General features: G+C 65.0%; 12 protein-coding genes and 1 pseudogene. 8 read left to right on the forward strand and 5 right to left on the reverse strand.

The window, feature by feature from the left end:
* Window positions 1–42: 42 nt before the first annotated feature.
* The 5 genes from ftsZ (at window position 43) to ligA (ending at window position 8,136) form a co-directional block, all read left to right on the forward strand.
* Complete coding sequence (gene ftsZ / locus ACZIRK_RS18250; RefSeq protein WP_463327868.1) at window positions 43–1,836, forward strand: cell division protein FtsZ; 1,794 nt, start codon at window positions 43–45, stop codon at window positions 1,834–1,836.
* A 350-nt stretch (window positions 1,837–2,186) separates the two neighbouring features.
* Window positions 2,187–3,146: a UDP-3-O-acyl-N-acetylglucosamine deacetylase gene (gene lpxC, locus ACZIRK_RS18255; protein WP_456642447.1), complete on the forward strand. Its 960-nt coding sequence runs from the start codon at window positions 2,187–2,189 to the stop codon at window positions 3,144–3,146.
* 241 nt (window positions 3,147–3,387) lie between these two features.
* Window positions 3,388–4,284 (forward strand): outer membrane protein assembly factor BamD, encoded by an 897-nt coding sequence (locus ACZIRK_RS18260; protein ID WP_028167491.1) that lies wholly within the window; start codon window positions 3,388–3,390, stop codon window positions 4,282–4,284.
* Between the two features lie 18 nt (window positions 4,285–4,302).
* Entirely contained in the window at window positions 4,303–5,976 is a 1,674-nt protein-coding gene (recN, locus tag ACZIRK_RS18265; RefSeq protein WP_463327869.1) for a DNA repair protein RecN, read from the forward strand.
* 9 nt (window positions 5,977–5,985) lie between these two features.
* Window positions 5,986–8,136 (forward strand): NAD-dependent DNA ligase LigA, encoded by a 2,151-nt coding sequence (gene ligA, locus ACZIRK_RS18270; protein ID WP_463327870.1) that lies wholly within the window; start codon window positions 5,986–5,988, stop codon window positions 8,134–8,136.
* Window positions 8,137–8,264: 128 nt separating this feature from the next.
* Here ligA and ACZIRK_RS18275 read toward each other — a convergent pair.
* Both ACZIRK_RS18275 and ACZIRK_RS18280 read right to left on the reverse strand, forming a co-directional pair.
* Window positions 8,265–9,543, reverse strand: a pseudogene (locus ACZIRK_RS18275) (multidrug effflux MFS transporter).
* A 245-nt stretch (window positions 9,544–9,788) separates the two neighbouring features.
* Window positions 9,789–11,618 carry an aminopeptidase P family protein gene (locus tag ACZIRK_RS18280; protein ID WP_463327871.1) on the reverse strand — a complete coding sequence of 610 codons (1,830 nt, stop codon included), beginning with the start codon at window positions 11,616–11,618 and terminating at the stop codon, window positions 9,789–9,791.
* Window positions 11,619–11,810: 192 nt separating this feature from the next.
* On the opposite strand from ACZIRK_RS18280, the gene ACZIRK_RS18285 reads away from it, so the two are divergent.
* Complete coding sequence (locus ACZIRK_RS18285; protein ID WP_028167486.1) at window positions 11,811–11,996, forward strand: hypothetical protein; 186 nt, start codon at window positions 11,811–11,813, stop codon at window positions 11,994–11,996.
* 78 nt (window positions 11,997–12,074) lie between these two features.
* Here the strand turns inward: ACZIRK_RS18285 and ACZIRK_RS18290 are convergent, their stop codons facing one another.
* Together ACZIRK_RS18290 and ACZIRK_RS18295 are read right to left on the reverse strand one after the other, a co-directional pair.
* Entirely contained in the window at window positions 12,075–12,317 is a 243-nt protein-coding gene (locus tag ACZIRK_RS18290) for a hypothetical protein (RefSeq protein WP_463327872.1), read from the reverse strand.
* A 218-nt stretch (window positions 12,318–12,535) separates the two neighbouring features.
* Window positions 12,536–13,423 carry a 50S ribosomal protein L11 methyltransferase gene (locus ACZIRK_RS18295; protein ID WP_463327873.1) on the reverse strand — a complete coding sequence of 296 codons (888 nt, stop codon included), beginning with the start codon at window positions 13,421–13,423 and terminating at the stop codon, window positions 12,536–12,538.
* A 576-nt stretch (window positions 13,424–13,999) separates the two neighbouring features.
* Between ACZIRK_RS18295 and ACZIRK_RS18300 the strand changes: the two genes are divergently transcribed.
* Both ACZIRK_RS18300 and ACZIRK_RS18305 read left to right on the forward strand, forming a co-directional pair.
* Window positions 14,000–14,332 (forward strand): H-NS histone family protein, encoded by a 333-nt coding sequence (locus ACZIRK_RS18300; RefSeq protein ID WP_165435592.1) that lies wholly within the window; start codon window positions 14,000–14,002, stop codon window positions 14,330–14,332.
* Between the two features lie 235 nt (window positions 14,333–14,567).
* A complete protein-coding gene (locus tag ACZIRK_RS18305; protein ID WP_130230381.1) occupies window positions 14,568–14,840 on the forward strand; it encodes a hypothetical protein in 273 nt (90 codons plus the stop codon).
* Window positions 14,841–14,898: 58 nt separating this feature from the next.
* Here ACZIRK_RS18305 and ACZIRK_RS18310 read toward each other — a convergent pair whose 3' ends face one another.
* Entirely contained in the window at window positions 14,899–16,506 is a 1,608-nt protein-coding gene (locus ACZIRK_RS18310; RefSeq protein ID WP_463327874.1) for a phytoene desaturase family protein, read from the reverse strand.
* Window positions 16,507–17,182 lie beyond the last annotated feature (676 nt).

Consider the following 17,182-nt stretch of genomic DNA (forward strand, 5'->3'; position numbering starts at 1 on the left):
GGCCGGGGCGAACCTACGCGCGCGCGTAATCGAGAGGCAACCATGGCACTCAATCTGACCCCTCCTGACATCAGCGAGCTGAAACCGCGGATCACCGTCTTCGGCGTCGGTGGCGCTGGCGGCAATGCCGTCAACAACATGATCACCGCCGGGCTGCAGGGCGTTGATTTCGTCGTCGCCAATACAGACGCGCAGGCGCTGACCATGTCGAAGGCGCAGCGCATCATCCAGATGGGCACGCAGGTGACCCAGGGCCTCGGCGCCGGCTCGCAGCCGGATGTCGGCGCGGCCGCCGCGCAGGAGGTCATCGACGAGCTCCGTGATCACCTCACCGGCGCCAACATGGTGTTCGTCACCGCAGGCATGGGCGGCGGCACCGGCACCGGCGCTGCTCCCGTGATCGCCAAGACCGCGCGCGAGATGGGCATCCTCACCGTCGGTGTGGTGACCAAGCCGTTCCACTTCGAAGGCCAGCGCCGCATGCGCACCGCCGAGAACGGCATCTCCGAGCTGCACAAGGTGGTCGACACGCTGCTGATCATCCCGAACCAGAACCTGTTCCGGGTCGCCAACGAGAAGACCACCTTCGCCGACGCTTTTGCGATGGCCGACCAGGTGCTCTATTCGGGCGTTGCCTGCATCACCGACCTGATGGTCAAGGAAGGCCTGATCAACCTCGACTTCGCCGACGTCCGCGCCGTGATGCGCGAGATGGGCAAGGCGATGATGGGCACGGGCGAGGCGACCGGTGAGAAGCGCGCGCTCACCGCCGCCGAGGCCGCGATTGCCAATCCGCTGATCGACGACTCCTCGATGAAGGGTGCCAGGGGCCTCCTGATCTCGATCACCGGCGGCAAGGATCTCACTTTGTTCGAGGTCGACGAGGCCGCCACCCGCATCCGCGAGGAGGTCGACCCCGACGCCAACATCATCGTCGGCGCCACCTTCGACGAGACGCTCGACGGCATCATCCGCGTCTCCGTGGTTGCGACCGGCATCGAGCAGGCCGCGATCGCCCGCAACGCCGCCGCCGCGGCCCCCGCTGCGCCTGCGCCGACCGGCAACGGTTCGCCCGAGAGCCGGCTCGCCGACCTGACCGCGCGGCTGCGCGCCGACAACCAGCGCCTGGCCGAGCGTGCCCATAAGCTGGAAGCCGGCGGCGCCCCGATGGCTGCGCCCGCCGCGCCGGCGCCTGCCGCCCCGCCGCCGCTGCGCCAGCAGGGCAGCGTCGAGCGTGCCGCGCTCGCCGCCATCGCCGCCGCCGTGTCGCCGGAACAGCAGGCCGCGCCGATGCAGCCGGCGTCCTATGGCGACGTCACCGTCCGTCCGATCGCGCAGAAGCCGACCCTGTTCCCCGATCCGGAAACGACCAGGGTCGAGCCCCATGAGCCGGCGACGCCGGAAAACTTCATTCCGCCGACCGCCGAGCGGCCGCCGGTGCGCACGCCGCGGATGCCGAAGTTCGAGGACCTGCCGATGCCGGCCCAGGCGGAGATTCGCCAGGCCCGCGGCGAGGCCGAGGAGGAGCATCCGCAGAAGACCCGGCTGTCGCTGTTGCAGCGGCTCGCCAATGTCGGCCTCGGCCGCCGGGAGGAGGAGAGCGAACCGCCGGTGGCGGCCCGCGCCTCCGGACCGGCCATGCCGCCGCTGCCCGAGCGCAAGCCGCAACGCAGCGTGGCGCAGCAAATGGCGGCGCACGATCCGGTATCAGAGTATGCGAAGCGTCCGGCGCCCCAAGGATTGGATGCCCATGGACGGCCGGCACCTGTTGCGCCGACGCCACAGGGAGACGATCATCTTGATATCCCGGCCTTCCTGCGCCGGCAGGCAAACTGAGCTTTGTTACAGTCCTGACCATCCACAGAGCCCCGGCGGAACCCGCCGGGGCTCTTTTCTTTTACCGTCTCCGCAGTCGTAGACCGGCAAACAAGTAACTGAAATTAAATGATTAATCAGGTATTCCATGACTTGGTCATGGTACCGAAAGGGTGTCCGGCCGCTCCGCAATTTGGTTAAGCCTTGGCGCGATTGCGGCGGAGATGGGGTAACAATCGGTAAAGAAGCGTGAGTTGTACGCTTTCGGGCGGTGACTATGGTCTGTCCAACTTTGGGGATGCCTAAGCGAGTCGGTTGGGGAAGTAAGGCCGCCTCGTCTTAGGTTACGTCGGGTAGTGGGCGCATATCGGATGAAATTGAGCCGTCAAACAACGCTTCGGTCGCAGGCCACCGTGACGGGCGTCGGCGTTCACTCCGGTTTACCGGTCAGCCTGACCATTGGACCTGCTCCCGTTGACACCGGCTACACTTTTATCCGGACGGGTCTCGACGGGGCCGACCGCGAAGTTCACGCCACCGCCGACGCCGTGATCGCGACTGAATTCGCGACCGTCCTGGGCGACCGCGAGGGACCGCTGGTATCGACCGCCGAACATGTGCTGGCTACGCTGCGCGGCATGGGTGTCGACAACGCCACCATCGAAATCGACGGTCCGGAAGTGCCGATCATGGACGGCAGCGCTGCGGCCTTTGTCGCCGCGGTCGATCAGGCTGGTATCGTCACCCAATCCGCCGCCCGCCGCGTTCTCCAGGTCCTGAAGCCGGTGCAGGTCGCGATCGGCGACTGCTTCGGTGAGTTCCGTCCCTTTGCCGGCGGCTTCCGCGCTGAAGTCGAGATCGACTTCGCCAATCCCTTGATCGGCCGCCAGAGCTACTGCTTCGATCTTTCCGCCGAGAGCTTCCGTCGCGAGATTTCGCGTGCGCGCACCTTCGGCTGCATGAACGACGTGGCGCGGCTGTGGAGCGCAGGTTTCGCGCTTGGCGCCTCCTTCGAAAACTCGGTGGTGTTCGACGAGACTCGTCTGCTCAACACCGAAGGTCTGCGGTTCCGTGATGAATGCGTCCGCCACAAGGTGCTGGATGTGGTCGGCGATCTCGCGCTGGCCGGCCTCCCGATCCTCGGCGCCTATCGCTCGGTTCGCGGTGGTCACAAGCTGAACCACGCGGCGCTGACCGCGCTGCTTTCCGATCGCAGCGCCTGGCGGGTGGTCGAATCGGAGACCGCACGTCGTTCGCGCACCGTCGCCGAAGCCGGCAGTGCCACCGTCGGCGGCCTGATCGCGCCGGCCTACGGCCCGGACGTGTCCTAAACACGCTTTCCATTAGCGTTTTTCCGCAATTTCCGCAGTAACCACAGCCGATCACGACCGTCTTGGGGCCGCCTTAATCCGGGCGGATTGGCTCCGTATTCGGTTGGTCCAAGGTCGTTTTTCGGCTAGACAGGCCTGCGGTTGCACGGGGCAGCACAGGCGCGGGGAAAATTTCCGTCCATGGCCTCGTTCGTGGACAGATCGCCATCAATCGCTTCCAAGGCGCCGGGTTCTCACATTCATGCCGTTATCGCGTAGCACGCACGAATCATGCACCTCATCGGCCGGCCGCGCCGGATGGGCGTCATTGTTGCGGCTGGCCGCGGGCCTGATCGTGCTGGCGCTGCCGTTGGGTGGCTGCGGTACCGGTCCGCTGTGGGACAAGTTCCTGGCCAAGGACGACACCTTCGTCGAGGAGCCCGCGGACAAGCTCTACAATGAGGGCTTGTACCTGATGAACCAGCGCAAGGATCCTCGTGCGGCCTCGAAGAAGTTCGAGGAGGTGGACCGGCAGCATCCCTATTCCGATTGGGCGCGCAAATCGCTCCTGATGTCGGCCTATTCCTCCTACCAGCAAGGCGACTACGATACCTGCATCGGCTCGGCGACGCGTTACGTCACCTTGCATCCCGGCAGTCCGGATGCTGCCTACGCGCAATACCTGATCGCAGCCTCGCATTACGACCAGATCCCGGACATCACCCGCGACCAGACCCGGACCGAAAAGGCGATCGCGGCTCTGGAAGAGGTGATTCGCAAATATCCGACCTCGGAATATGCGACCTCCGCCAAGGCCAAGCTCGAAGGCGCGCGCGACCAGCTCGCCGGCCGCGAGATGAATGTCGGGCGCTACTACATGGAGCGGCGCGACTTCACCGCCGCAATCAACCGCTTCAAGACCGTGGTTACGCAGTATCAGACCACCCGGCATGTCGAGGAGGCCTTGGCGCGGCTCACCGAGGCCTATATGGCGATCGGCATCCCGAGCGAGGCCCAGACCGCAGCCGCCGTGCTTGGGCACAATTTTCCTGACAGCCGCTGGTACAAGGACGCCTATAATCTAGTAAGGTCCGGCGGTCTCGAGCCGAGCGAGAATCAGGGTTCCTGGATCAGCAGGACCTTCAAGAAGATATTATAGGCCTGGAATAGTCCTCACATGCTGGCGCGTCTGTCGATCCGTGACATCGTCCTGATCGAACGGCTCGATATCGAATTCTCCCGTGGCCTTGCGGTGCTGACCGGCGAAACCGGCGCGGGCAAATCGATCCTGCTCGATGCGTTCGCGCTGGCCCTCGGCGGCCGCGGCGATGCCGGGCTGGTGCGGCACGGCGCCGAGCAGGGGCAGGTGACGGCGACCTTCGACGTGCCCAAAAATCATCCGGCGGCAAAGCTGCTGGCCGATAACGGGCTCGACGACAACGGCGAGATGATCCTGCGCCGCGTGCAGCTCGCCGACGGCCGCACCCGCGCCTTCATCAACGACCAGGCGATCTCCGTGCAGACCCTGAAGGCAGTGGGCGCCGCACTGGTCGAAATCCACGGCCAGCATGACGAGCGCGCCCTGGTCGATGCCTCGACCCATCGGCGGCTGCTTGACGCCTTTGCCGGGCTCGAGAAGGACGTGGCGGCGCTGGAGTCGCTGTGGGAGGCACGGCGCAGCGCCAACGCCGCGCTGGAGGAGCATCGCGCCGGCATGGAACGCGCCGCGCGCGAGGCCGATTATCTGCGCCACGCCTCGCAGGAACTGAAGACGCTGGCGCCGAAGGACGGCGAGGAGACCGAGCTCGCGGGCCGCCGCACCACCATGATGCAGGGCGAGAAGATCGCCACCGACCTGCGGGAGGCGCAGGAGGCGATCTCGGGCCCGCATTCGCCGGTGGCCGCGCTGTCGGCCGCCGTGCGCCGCCTGGAGCGCCGCGCTGCCAGCTCGCCGGCGCTGGTGGAGCCCGCGGTGAAGGCGATCGATACCGCCATCAACGCGCTCGAAGAGGCCGACCAGCACCTCAACGCTGCGCTTGCGGCCGCTGATTTCGATCCGGCCGAGCTCGAGCGCATCGAGGAGCGCCTGTTCGCGCTGCGCGCCGCTTCGCGCAAATATGCGACCCCGGTCGATGGACTGGCCGCGCTCGCCAGCAAATATGCCGCCGACGTCGCGCTGATCGATGCCGGAGCCGACCAGTTGAAGAAGCTCGAAGCCGCGGCAGCGGAAGCCGATAAGCGCTACGGCGCGGCGGCAACAAGACTGTCGGCGGTGCGGACCAAATCCGCCGAAAAGCTCAATAAGGCCGTCAACGCCGAACTGGCGCCGCTGAAGCTCGAGCGCGCGAAATTCATGACGCAGGTCGAGACCGATGCGACCTCCCCCGGGCCGGAAGGCATCGATCGCGTCGAGTTCTGGGTCCAGACCAATCCGGGGACAAAACCGGGGCCGCTGATGAAGGTCGCTTCCGGCGGCGAGCTGTCGCGCTTTTTGCTGGCGCTGAAGGTCGTGCTGTCCGACCGCGGCTCGGCGCCGACGCTGGTGTTCGACGAGATCGACACCGGCGTTGGCGGCGCTGTGGCGGACGCGATCGGCGCGCGGCTGTCGCGGCTCGCCGACAAGGTGCAGGTGATGGCGGTGACGCATGCGCCGCAGGTCGCAGCCCGCGCCAGTCAGCACTTGCTGATTTCCAAGGACGCGCTCGACAAGGGCAAGCGCGTCGCCACCCGCGTCAACGCGCTTGCCGCCGACCACCGCCGCGAGGAAATCGCCCGCATGCTCGCCGGCGCCGAGATCACCGCCGAAGCAAGGGCGGCGGCGGAGCGCCTGTTGCGCGCGGCAACCGCGTGATCGTGCGCCATGGCCAAGGCAGCAAAAGCGCGCGCACTCCCCGACGTCGACAAGCTCACCAAGGCGCAGGCCAAGGTCGAGCATACGCGGCTCGCGCTCGAACTGGAGGCGCATGACCGGCGCTATTACCAGGAAGACGCGCCGACCGTCACCGACGCCGAATACGACGCGCTGCGTCAGCGCTACAACGCGATCGAGAAGCGCTTTCCCGACTTCGTCACCCCTGATTCGCCGTCGCAGAAGGTCGGCGCCGCGCCGTCGGGACGATTCAAGAAGGTGCGGCATTCGTTGCCGATGCTCTCCCTCGACAACGCCTTTGCCGAAGGCGACCTGCGCGACTTCGTCGACCGCATCGTGCGCTTCCTCAGGCTCAGTGACGACAAGATCGATTTCTCCGCCGAGCCGAAGATCGACGGATTGTCGATGTCGCTGCGCTATGAGGGCGGCGAGCTCGTCACCGCCGCGACCCGCGGCGATGGCGCCGAGGGCGAGGACGTCACCGCCAACATCCGAACGCTGGAGGATGTCCCGCAGAAGCTGAAAGGCCGCAACGTGCCTGACATCTGCGAGGTGCGCGGCGAAGTCTACATGACCAAGAGGGCCTTCCTCGCGCTCAACGAACGCCAGAAGGCTGCCGGCGACACCGTCTTCGCCAATCCGCGCAATTCGGCCGCGGGCTCGCTGCGTCAGAAGGATCCGACCATCACCGCCTCGCGGCCGCTCGGCTTCTTCGCCTATGCCTGGGGCCAGATGAGCGCGATGCCGGAGGACACGCAGAGCGGCATGATCCATTGGTTCGAGCGCTGCGGCTTCAAGACCAATCCGCTGACCAAGCTCTGCCACTCCGTCGACGAGCTGCTCGCATTCCATCGCAAGATCGAGGAGCAGCGCGCCGAGCTCGACTACGATATCGACGGCGTTGTCTACAAGGTCGACCGGATCGACTGGCAGGAGCGGCTCGGCTTCGTGTCACGCACGCCGCGCTGGGCGATCGCGCATAAATTCCCGGCTGAGCGCGCGATGACCGTGCTGCGCGATATCGAGATCCAGGTCGGGCGCACCGGCTCGTTCACGCCGGTCGGCAAGCTCGAGCCGGTCGGCGTCGGCGGCGTCATCGTGCAGAACGTCACGCTGCACAACGAGGATTACATCAAGGGCATCGGCGGTCACGGCGAGCAGCTTCGCGAAGGGCGCGATATCCGGATCGGCGACACCGTCGTGGTCCAGCGCGCCGGGGACGTGATCCCGCAGGTGGTCGATGTCGTCATCGACAAGCGGCCGAAGAACGCCAAAGAGTTTCATTTCCCGAAGAAGTGCCCGTGCCCGCTGCATACTGACGTGGTGCGCGAGGAGACCGCGACGGGCGAGGAGGGCGCGCGCGCCCGCTGCACCGGCGAGTTCGCCTGTCCGTTCCAGAAGATCGAGCACCTGAAGCTGTTCGTCTCGCGCCGCGCCTTCGACATCGACGGCCTCGGCGAGAAGCAGCTCGAATTTTTCTTCGAGAAGGAATGGGTGCGGGAGCCCGCCGACATCTTCACGCTGCCCAAGCGCAACCAGAAGCTCAAGCTCGAGGCGATCGAGGGGTACGGCGAGACCTCGGTGCGCAACCTGTTCGCCGCGATCGAGCACCGGCGCCGGATCGCGCTCGAACGCTTCATCTACGCGCTCGGCATGCGCCATGTCGGCGAGACCACGGCGCTGGCGCTCGCGCGCGGCTATGGCTCGTGGGAGGCGTTCCACGATGCCTGCCTGCGCGTCGCCAATGGTGACGAGGAGGCGATTGCCGAGATGGATGCGCTCGACCAAATCGGCGACACCGTGATCAAGAGCGTTGCCGCCTATTTCGGCGAGAGCCACAACCGCGGCATCGTCGAGCGTCTGGTCAAGGAGCTCGACGAGATCATCGATACCGAAAAGCCCAAGAGCAATTCAGCGATCGCCGGCAAGACCGTCGTGTTCACCGGCTCGCTGGAGAAGATGACGCGCGACGAGGCCAAGGCGACCGCCGAGCGACTGGGCGCGAAGGCGGCCAGCTCGGTGTCGAAGAAGACGGACTATGTGGTTGCAGGTCCCGGTGCAGGATCGAAGCTCGCCGAAGCGCAGAAGCACGGCGTGGCCGTGCTGACCGAGGACGAGTGGCTGAAGCTGATCGGGGAGTGAGCCCATTCCTCCGTCATGGCCGGGCTTGTCCCGGCCATCCACGTCTTTCGTCTCGGGCATCTGTGCTGCGTGGATGCCCGGGACAAGCCCGGGCATGACGAGTTTGTTGCGGCGCTGGAGGTCAACAGCTACATCATCCCCGCCTCGTCCCCTTCCGCTTCCTCGATCATCTCCCCGCTCACCACCGTGTTCCGCTTCGGCACCAGGAAGATCATGCTCGAGGCACATGCGATCGAGATGATGAGGATGGCGGTCGTCAGCGGCAGCGTGGTGGTGGAGTGGCCGCCGAGATAGGCGCCGAACTGCGACACCAGCGAGCCGATGCCCTGCTGCAGGAATCCCATCGCGCCGGAGGCGGTGCCGGCGGCTTCGGGGCGGACGCTGATCGCGCCGGCCGCCGAGTTCGCCATCACGAAGGCGTTGCCGGCCATCACGATCATCTGGGTGCCGAACAGCCAGAGCGGGGCCTGGTTGACCCCCGTAAGGCTCAAGACGAGGTTCAACAGGCTGCCGCCGAGTTGCAGCGCGAGCCCGAACCAGATCAGCCGTTCCAGCGAATGGCGCGGTGCGAAGCGCACGCAGAGCAGATTGCCGACCAGATAGGCAAAGCCCGTGGTCGCGAACCACGCGCCATATTCGGCGCTGCTGCGTCCCATCTGGGTGACCACGATGTAGGGTCCGCCGCCGGCGAAGGTGAAGATGATCTGCGAGGCCAGCACCTGGCACAGCACATAGCCGATGAAGGCGCGGCTCCTGATCAGGCTGCCGACATCGCGGCGGAAGTTGCTGTCTTCGCTGCGGACGCGGCGCGTCTCCGGCAGCGCCAGCGCGATGCCGACGGCCACCGCGAGCGAGCCGGCGGTAATGGCATAGAAGATCGCGCGCCAGCCGAACGCGGTCTCGAGCAGGCCGCCGGTGAGCGGGCTCAGCATCTGCGCGATCATCATCACGGCGATCACCAGGCTGATCATGGCGCCGACGCGGTCGCGGCTGTAGAGATCGCGGATGATGGCGCGGCTCACCACCATGCCGCTGGCGCCGCCGAGCGCCTGGAAGAAGCGCGCCGCGATCAGTTGCGGCAGGGTTTCCGCAAAAATGCTGCCGATACCAGCCACCACCATCAGGCCGAGGCCGGCCAGCAGCACCGGCCGCCGTCCGAACTTGTCCGACAGCGGCCCCATGATGAGCTGCCGAGCAGGCGATGCCGACCATGAACAGCGACACCGTCATCTGCGCGATCGAGATGTCGCGGCCGAACGTCGTCGCCAGCACCGGCAGCGCCGGCACCAGCATATAGAGCGAGATCGGCGCCACGCCCGTCATGGCGACGAGCAACAGCAGCATGAGCTTCGATGTCGCGATGTCCTTCGTTGCCGCCTCGGGCGGCTTGCCCATCACGCCATGCATTCAGCTTCGTGTCCTTTCGTGGGGGCGAATGTAACGAGATGCGCAAGCGCGAACATGGATGTTTCAGCATGCGGCTATGTCGATTCCGGGAGGCGCCTGTGGTGAGATGTCGAACAGCGTGGCCTCATCCTTCGAGACGCCGCTTCGCGGCTCCTCAGGATGAGGGGCTGGTCTCTCCCTCATGGTGAGGAGCGCGGCAGGCCGCGCGTCTCGAACCATGAGGCCACCGCAGCCAGATGAAAGTTCTAGTGGAGGGCCGCCGTCGCCTCATCGAGCCACAGCTTCGTGGCGTCATCGTCGAGCCGCGGGCGTACCTCGGCCCTGACGCGGGCATGGTAGTCGTTGAGCCACTTCAGCTCGGCCTCGCTGAGCATCGTCACGTCGATCAGCCGGCGATCGATCGGTGCCAGCGTCAGCGTGTCGAATCCGTTCATCGGCTTTTCGGCGCCTGATATTTCGATGCCGATCACGAGCTCGAGGTTCTCGATCCGGATGCCGTAAGCATCGGTCTTGTAGTAGCCGGGCTCGTTGGAGAGGATCATGCTGCGCTTCAGCGGCGTGGTGCCGAGCTTTGAGATTCGCGCCGGCCCCTCATGCACGGAAAGATAGCTGCCGACGCCATGGCCGGTGCCGTGCTCGAAATCGATGCCGGCCTGCCAGAGATATTGCCGCGCCAGCGTGTCGAGCTGCGCGCCCGTGGTGCCGTCGGGGAACACCGCGCGCGCAATCGCGATATGGCCGCGCAGCACCCGGGTGAACCGGTCGCGCATCTCGTCTGTCGGCTGGCCGATCGCGATGGTGCGGGTGACATCGGTGGTGCCGTCCTCGTATTGCGCGCCGGAATCGATCAAGAGCAGATCGCCGGGTGCGATCCGGCGGTTGCTCTTGCGGGTGACGCGGTAGTGCACGATGGCGCCATTCGGCCCGGTGCCGGCGATGGTCGGGAATGAGACATCCTTCAGCGCCCCGGTCTCGCGGCGGAACGTCTCCAGCGCCTCGACGGTGTCGATCTCGGTAAGCCCGCCGGCGGGCGCCTCGCGGTCGATCCAGGCCAGGAATCGTGCCAGCGCCACAGCGTCGCGCTGATGCGCAGTTCGCGTGCCATGGATCTCCGCGGCGTTCTTCACGGCTTTCAACAGGCTCACGGGATCGTTGCCGCGCACCGGCGTGCCGCCGGCACTGGTGATCAGGCGATTCAGTGCGTCGGCGGCGGTCGCATTGTCGAGCGCGATCGAGCCACCGCGCTGCGCGAGTTCCGTCAGCTTCAACGTCAGCCGGTCCGGCTCCTCGACATCGGCGGATTGCTCGAGATGGTCCCGCGTCAGGTTCGAAAGTTTTCGGTGATCGATGAACACCGTCGGCCGGCCCTCTCTCGGCACCAGCGCATAGGAGAGCGGCAGCGGCGTATGCGAGACGTCGGCGCCGCGGATATTGAACGTCCAGGCCACCGCGTGGCTGTCCGACAGCACCAGCGCATCGACGCCGAGCTTGTTGATCTCGTCCCTGATCCGCTCGACCTTTGCAGCCTCCGCCTCGCCGGCAAATGGCAGCCCGTGGATGGAGACCGGCCCGAGCGGCGGGCGCGGGCGCTCGGTCCAGATCGCGTCGACGGGATTGCTGTCGACCGCAACCAACTCGGCTCCGGCTTTGGCGCACGCCGCCGCGAGACGCTCGGCTGCCGCAGAAGTGTGCAGCCACGGGTCAAATCCTAGGCGGTCGCCGGCGGAAAGATGTTTCGTCAGCCAGTGTTCCGGCGGCGGATCGACCAGCGGCTGGATTTGCCAGGCCTTCTGGTCGACCTGCTTGCCCGCCTGCAGCGTGTAGCGCCCGTCCACGAACAAGGCGGCTTGCTGCATCAGCACGATCGCAAGCCCCGCCGATCCGGTGAAGCCGGTCAGCCACGCCAGCCGCTCCTCGGACGGTGCAACATATTCATTCTGCTGCTGGTCGGCGCGGGGAATGACGAAGCCGGTCAGCTTGCGCCGCGCCAATTCCTCGCGGAACGCGGCCAACCGCGCCGTCAGCGCCACGCCGCCTTCGGGTTCTTCGAACGTCTGGAAATGGGCCTCGAACATGCCAGTCACTTTATGGCTGCGTGGACACGTCCGCAATGTCAGCGGATATCGCCACAATTTGGCATAAGTTATGCTTCAATACCGTCATGCAGGTTTAGAAAAGACAGAACGGTTTTCAAGGCAAGCCGTTCGATAACGAATGCCCGGGGAGGCTTCCAGGAGTGTCTCAACTCAACGGCGAGGGGATACACAATGCCTGCTTTCAGCTTTGAGAAGATTTCGCCGCCAGTTCGCCGCGGCCCGATTGCTCCGATCGAACAGAAGCAGCGCGGTGTCATCGTCCAGATCCTGGATCGCTTTGTGGAACGGCGCGTCAGGCGCCGGCTGAAGGCGGAGAAGGGCGAAACCGCGCTCGGCAAAAACAAGGCGGCCGAATAGGCCTTTCTTGCGACCGCCTGCGGGGTACATTTCACATCCGTTCGTCCAGATCGGAAACCTTCACTACGCTTGCGCCGATCACCCGGTTTCCTTCCAGCTCCCGAACGACCTCTGATAGGGCCCGACGACACCCAGATCGAACTCGCGATCGGGCGTTACGAGCATCATCTTTGCTCCGATGATGACGAGCACGGTGACGTCATGCTCCTCGCCGGAAACAGCGAGCTTTGTGATCTCGCTTCGGATCGGCTCCCGTCGCCAAGCGTCCGGAAAGCCAGGATCGCACCGGATTTCGATTCCGTCCTGAGACGTCGTCAGCACGAGTTTCGACTTGCTCGGCTTCCAGTGTGGTCCAAATCGCTGATCGGTCAGCCACAGGCAATTGAACGATCGGCACTCAGCCGGTCGGTTCTCATAACTCTGGCATCCGCGCCCAGGCTTGCATTCCGGGCACCACGCTCCTGCCGGCTTCGCGAGCGTCTCGATCGTCATGACCTTGCAGCAAAGCGTGCAATCGCCGCATTCCCTTGCCAGAGGGCTCACTTAACCGAGCGCAGCAGCAGGCTGCTCCATCCCTCGATTTTCAGATGCCATAACGGCACCAGCCCGCGCGCGCGGTAGGCGGCGATTACGCTTGGCGCCTGATGCGTCAGGAGCCCCGACAAGATCACGTGCGCGGAAGGCGCGAGATGGCGCGCCATCGTACCAGCCAATTGCCGCAGCGGATTGGCGAGGATGTTTGCGAGCACGAGGTCGAACGGGCCATGCTGGGAAAATTGCGGCGCCGAGAAGCCGGTGGCGCGGATCGTCGTCACGAGGTGGCCGGTCTCGTTCAGTTCGGCATTCTCACGCGCCACGTTGACCGATGGCGGATCGATGTCGCTTGCCAGCACTGTGCCGTGCAGCGCCTTCGCCGCGGCGATCGCCAGCACACCGGTGCCGGTGCCGAGGTCGAGCACGCGGCGCGGATGATGCGCCTTCAGCACGTGATCGAGCAGTAAGAGGCAGCCGCGCGTGGTGCCGTGGTGGCCGGTGCCGAAGGCCAGCGCGGCCTCGATCTCGATGCCGAGCTTGTTCGGCGGCACGCGGGTGCGGTCGTGCTGGCCGTGCACGACGAAGCGCCCGGCGGGGACGGGGACGAGGTCCTCGAGGCTGGCCTTGACCCAGTCCTTGGCCTCGACGGTGTCGAAGGCAATGGTCTTGGCGAGGTCTTCGCCGGCCGCATTGGCGACGAGCTCGCGCATCAACGCCTGGTCCGGCGCATCGGCAAAATGCGCGGTGACTTCCCAGCGCCCGTCCGGCCGCTCGAACGCGGCAATGGCCGTCTCGCCCTCGAAGAATATCTCGGTCAGCGTGTCGACCAGCCGCCTGGCGGTCTGCTCGTCGGGAAGCGCGAGGCTGGCACGATGGGTAGGTTTCGGTAGCATTTAGGGTAACCGTTTCGACTTCATCCGGAACGTGAGCATTAACCACGATCGCATTATCATCTTGGATTCCGGCGAGGCAGTAGGGAGCCGAAACTTCGAGTAACTCTTTGATCGGGCTCTGGGAGCGGGTACGCGTGCGTGCCAAAAGCCCGTGGTTTTCCTACAATTGAAAGTTCATATGAACAATGCATGATGGTAACCAGTTGCTTTTATTAAATTTACAGTTGTTTTATTTAGGAGTAATAATGAGTGGTTGTAAAAGGTTCTCGGCCAGAATTCTTCGCAGGAGCGTGAAGCTGATAGCCCAACGCGTTGCTGAACTTCACGACCTTCGACGACAGGTGCGGGAGGCGGAAGCGAGGGCGCTTGCGAGGCGACGGCAAACATCTTCCAGGCGGCCTCGAAGCGAGAGGACAGGACGTCATCGCGGCCGCGCCTGAATGCGCGAGTCTGATGCCTTGACGACAGGAAGCGGAACTTCTCCCTGTGAGGGATGCGCCAAGTGGTATCTGGACGCTTGTTTGTGTCCGGCGTCGTTGGTAAGTGCGCTCTGTTTTTATTCCTGGGCGCGACTCGATGAAAAATAACGGCTTCCGATCCATGTCCACAGACCAACTGTGGGCGCTTCATGAACGAGTAGCGGCCGAGCTGACGCAACGCATAATCACCGAGAAAGCCACGCTCGAGGACCGGCTGAGCAAGCTTCAGTCGCCCGGCGAAGCCGCGAAACCAGATCGTAGCCGCCGCCCTTATCCAAAGGTTCTCCCGAAGTATCGGAACCCGAAAAACCCTGGCGAGACGTGGTCGGGTCGCGGCAAACAGCCTCTATGGCTGGCAAAGCGACTTGGTGCCGGCTCCAAGCTGGACGATTTTCTCATCGATCGCCCCGGCCGCCGCAAGCGGCGCTAAACCGGATCGATCACCGTAGTTCGCGACGCGATTGTCTTCCGGCGCGTGCACGGGCCGTCATGGAGAAGTTGCCAGCCGAGAATGCCGGGGTTTTCAACAGGGTTCTCCACCTGACTAGAGTGTGATCCGATCAGGTTGAAATGCCGCCGCGATGGATGCTGCGCTCCTCTCCCGCAAGCGGGCGAGGTGAAGCAAGCGAAGTCGTGATAGGCTGGCGGCCAACAAGGAGGGTCCCATGTCCCTGTTAAGACGGCCGCTCTATCAGCGCTCGGAAGGTGCCGACGAGGACCGCTGGCGCCTGGCGTTCGATACCGAAGCCAGCCGGCTGTTCGTCGAGCACGAAAAGAAGCGGGGTGACTTCCGCGGTGCCGGGTATGCCATCGAGACCGACGAGATCGAGCTCGCGGAATTCCTGAGCCAGCCGAGCCAGGGGCGGGAGCAGGTTGTGAAGCTGCTCGAAACGCTGTTTGCCGACGATCGCGACGTGTCGCGGCCCGCGGCGGCTTGACCGGGAGATGGATGCACATCCGCATCCACCTGATATCCACACCCTGTCCACACGCTTTTCAACGCCTTGCGAACAGGGAGCGATGATCGCCCAGGATCACCTGCGCGGCGTTGTGACCGGGCGCGCCGGTGACGCCGCCGCCGGGATGAGCGCCGGAACCGCAGTGATAGAGCCCCTTGAGCGGGCCGCGGTAGTCGGCATGGCCGAGCATCGGGCGGGCGGAGAAGAGCTGGTTCAGCGTCAGCGCGCCGTGGAAGATATCGCCGCCCAATAGGCCGAATTGCCGCTCCAGGTCGAGCGGAGAGAGCACCTGCCGGCCGATGACGCTTGCGGCAAAGCCGGGCGCGTATCTGTCGACCGTCGCGATCATGAGGTCGGCAACCTCATCGCGATGATCGTCCCAGGATTTGTCGCCCGGCAGTTCCGGCGCGACGTGCTGGCAGAACAGGCTCGCGACATGCTGTCCCGCCGGCGCCAGCTTGTCGTCCAGCGTCGAGGGGATCAGCATTTCGACGATGGGCTCGCGGCTCCAGCCAAAGCTGCGCGCATCAAGCCATGCGCGGTCCATGTAGCCAAGGCTCGGCGCGATGATGATGCCGGCGGTGAGGTGATCGGCTGCGCCCGGCAATGCGGTGAAGGAGGGGAGGCCGGCTAGCGCGACATTCATGCGAAAGGTGCCGGAGGCGTTGCGCCAGCGCGACATGCGCTGCAGGAATTCCGGCGCCAGCGCGCCCGCCGGCAGCAGCTGCGTGTAGAGCAGTTTCGGATTGACGTTGGCGGCAACGTACTTGGCGCGAATGGTGGTGCCGTTGTCGAGCACGACACCGGCGGCGCGGCCGTTCTCGACCATCACTTCGCGCACGCCGCTATCCACTTCGATCTCGGCGCCATGCGCGCGTGCCGCGGCCGCCATCGCCTGCGTGATCGCGCCCATGCCGCCGATCGCGTGGCCCCAGACGCCTTTCTTGCCGTTCACTTCGCCGAAGGCGTGATGCAGCATCACGTAAGCCGAGCCGGCGGCATAGGGGCTCGCATAATTGCCAACGATGGCATCGAAGCCGAACAGCGCTTTTACCAGGTCGTTCTCGAACCGCTCGTCCAGCATCTCGCCGGCCGAGCGGGTGAAGAGGTCGAGCAGGTCGCGCCGCTGTTCCAGCGAAAGCTTGCGCAAGAGGTTGGCGGAGCCGAGCGCGTTGAAGGCCTCGCGGAGCGCGTCCGCGCCAAACCCCTCGACGAGGTTCGGCGGTGCGCGCAACACGAACTGGCGCAGCACGTCGGCGATTGCCTCGAGCTGGCGCGAGAAGATGCCGATCTCCTCCGCATCATGCGCGCTGAGCCTGGCGACGGCTTCCTTGGTGCGGCCTTCGCCGGTGAGGAGATGGCTGCCGTCGGAGGACGGAAGAAAGTTTTGCGCGCGTCGTTCGACGATCCGCAGGCCGTGCTCGGCGAGCCTGAGATCGGCAATGACCTTCGGGTTGAGCAGGCTCACCGTATAGGCGGCGACCGAGTTGCGGAATCCGGGATGGAATTCTTCCGTCACCGCCGCACCGCCCACCACCTTGCGGCGCTCGACCACTTTCACGCGCAACCCCGCCATCGCGAGATAGGCCGCGCAGGTGAGGCCATTATGCCCGGCACCGATGATGACGACGTCCGTTTCGTTCATGTCAGCTTCCTGTCGGTTCGCCATTAGCGCATAGTTGCGCGCAAGCCACGACTTATTTCGCCACTCGCCCGCTCCATCATTCCGGGACGCCCTCCATCCGCTCCGTCATTCCGGGCTCGTCCTTCGGACGCCCTGGAATGACAGTGGGACGCATCGCGTAATCCTCTCCTCTGTCATGGCCGGGCTTGACCCGGCCATCCACGTTCTCTCCGCGCACGGAGCCAAAGGACGTGGATGCCCGGGACAAGCCCGGGCATGACGGCGTCGTGTCATTCGCACGATTTTCCTTAATCCAATCAACGTGATTTGCCCCGTCCAGTCCTGGCGTAAAAAACATTCCGCTTTCGTCGTCGGGCAAATCAGCACTATGACTCCGCGCGTCTCACGGCGGATGAGGGGCGGGTCGCGATCGTCACGAACGTTGCGGTGAGATGCGGTGGACGCGGGTGTTGCGACTGACGAGCGTGGCATCAGCGGACGGCGAAGTCGTGTGGTCCTGGCGCCCCGACGCTGGCGCTAAGCTCGCGAGCAGCAAGAGCTGCCGCGGGTGACGGTGGCAAGAAAGCCCGGTCACCGGCTATCTAATGCACACATCTTTGTTGCGAAGATCGGCGAAGACTGATTCCCTGGCGGGAGGCGGTCTTGTGGAGAGCGGTCGTATGTCGATGGAGGTGGG

It is taken from the genome of Bradyrhizobium sp. Leo114, assembly GCF_055229415.2.

Coding starts and splice junctions, on each gene's coding strand:
- ACZIRK_RS18285 (WP_028167486.1), top strand. CDS start 11,811: ATGCCTGCTTTCAGCTTTGAGAAGATTTCGCCGCCAGTTCGCCGCGGC.
- ACZIRK_RS18310 (WP_463327874.1), bottom strand. CDS start 16,506: ATGAACGAAACGGACGTCGTCATCATCGGTGCCGGGCATAATGGCCTC.
- recN (WP_463327869.1), top strand. CDS start 4,303: ATGCTGGCGCGTCTGTCGATCCGTGACATCGTCCTGATCGAACGGCTC.
- ACZIRK_RS18260 (WP_028167491.1), top strand. CDS start 3,388: ATGCCGTTATCGCGTAGCACGCACGAATCATGCACCTCATCGGCCGGC.
- lpxC (WP_456642447.1), top strand. CDS start 2,187: ATGAAATTGAGCCGTCAAACAACGCTTCGGTCGCAGGCCACCGTGACG.
- ACZIRK_RS18305 (WP_130230381.1), top strand. CDS start 14,568: ATGTCCCTGTTAAGACGGCCGCTCTATCAGCGCTCGGAAGGTGCCGAC.
- ACZIRK_RS18280 (WP_463327871.1), bottom strand. CDS start 11,618: ATGTTCGAGGCCCATTTCCAGACGTTCGAAGAACCCGAAGGCGGCGTG.
- ACZIRK_RS18300 (WP_165435592.1), top strand. CDS start 14,000: ATGAAAAATAACGGCTTCCGATCCATGTCCACAGACCAACTGTGGGCG.
- ACZIRK_RS18295 (WP_463327873.1), bottom strand. CDS start 13,423: ATGCTACCGAAACCTACCCATCGTGCCAGCCTCGCGCTTCCCGACGAG.
- ligA (WP_463327870.1), top strand. CDS start 5,986: ATGGCCAAGGCAGCAAAAGCGCGCGCACTCCCCGACGTCGACAAGCTC.
- ftsZ (WP_463327868.1), top strand. CDS start 43: ATGGCACTCAATCTGACCCCTCCTGACATCAGCGAGCTGAAACCGCGG.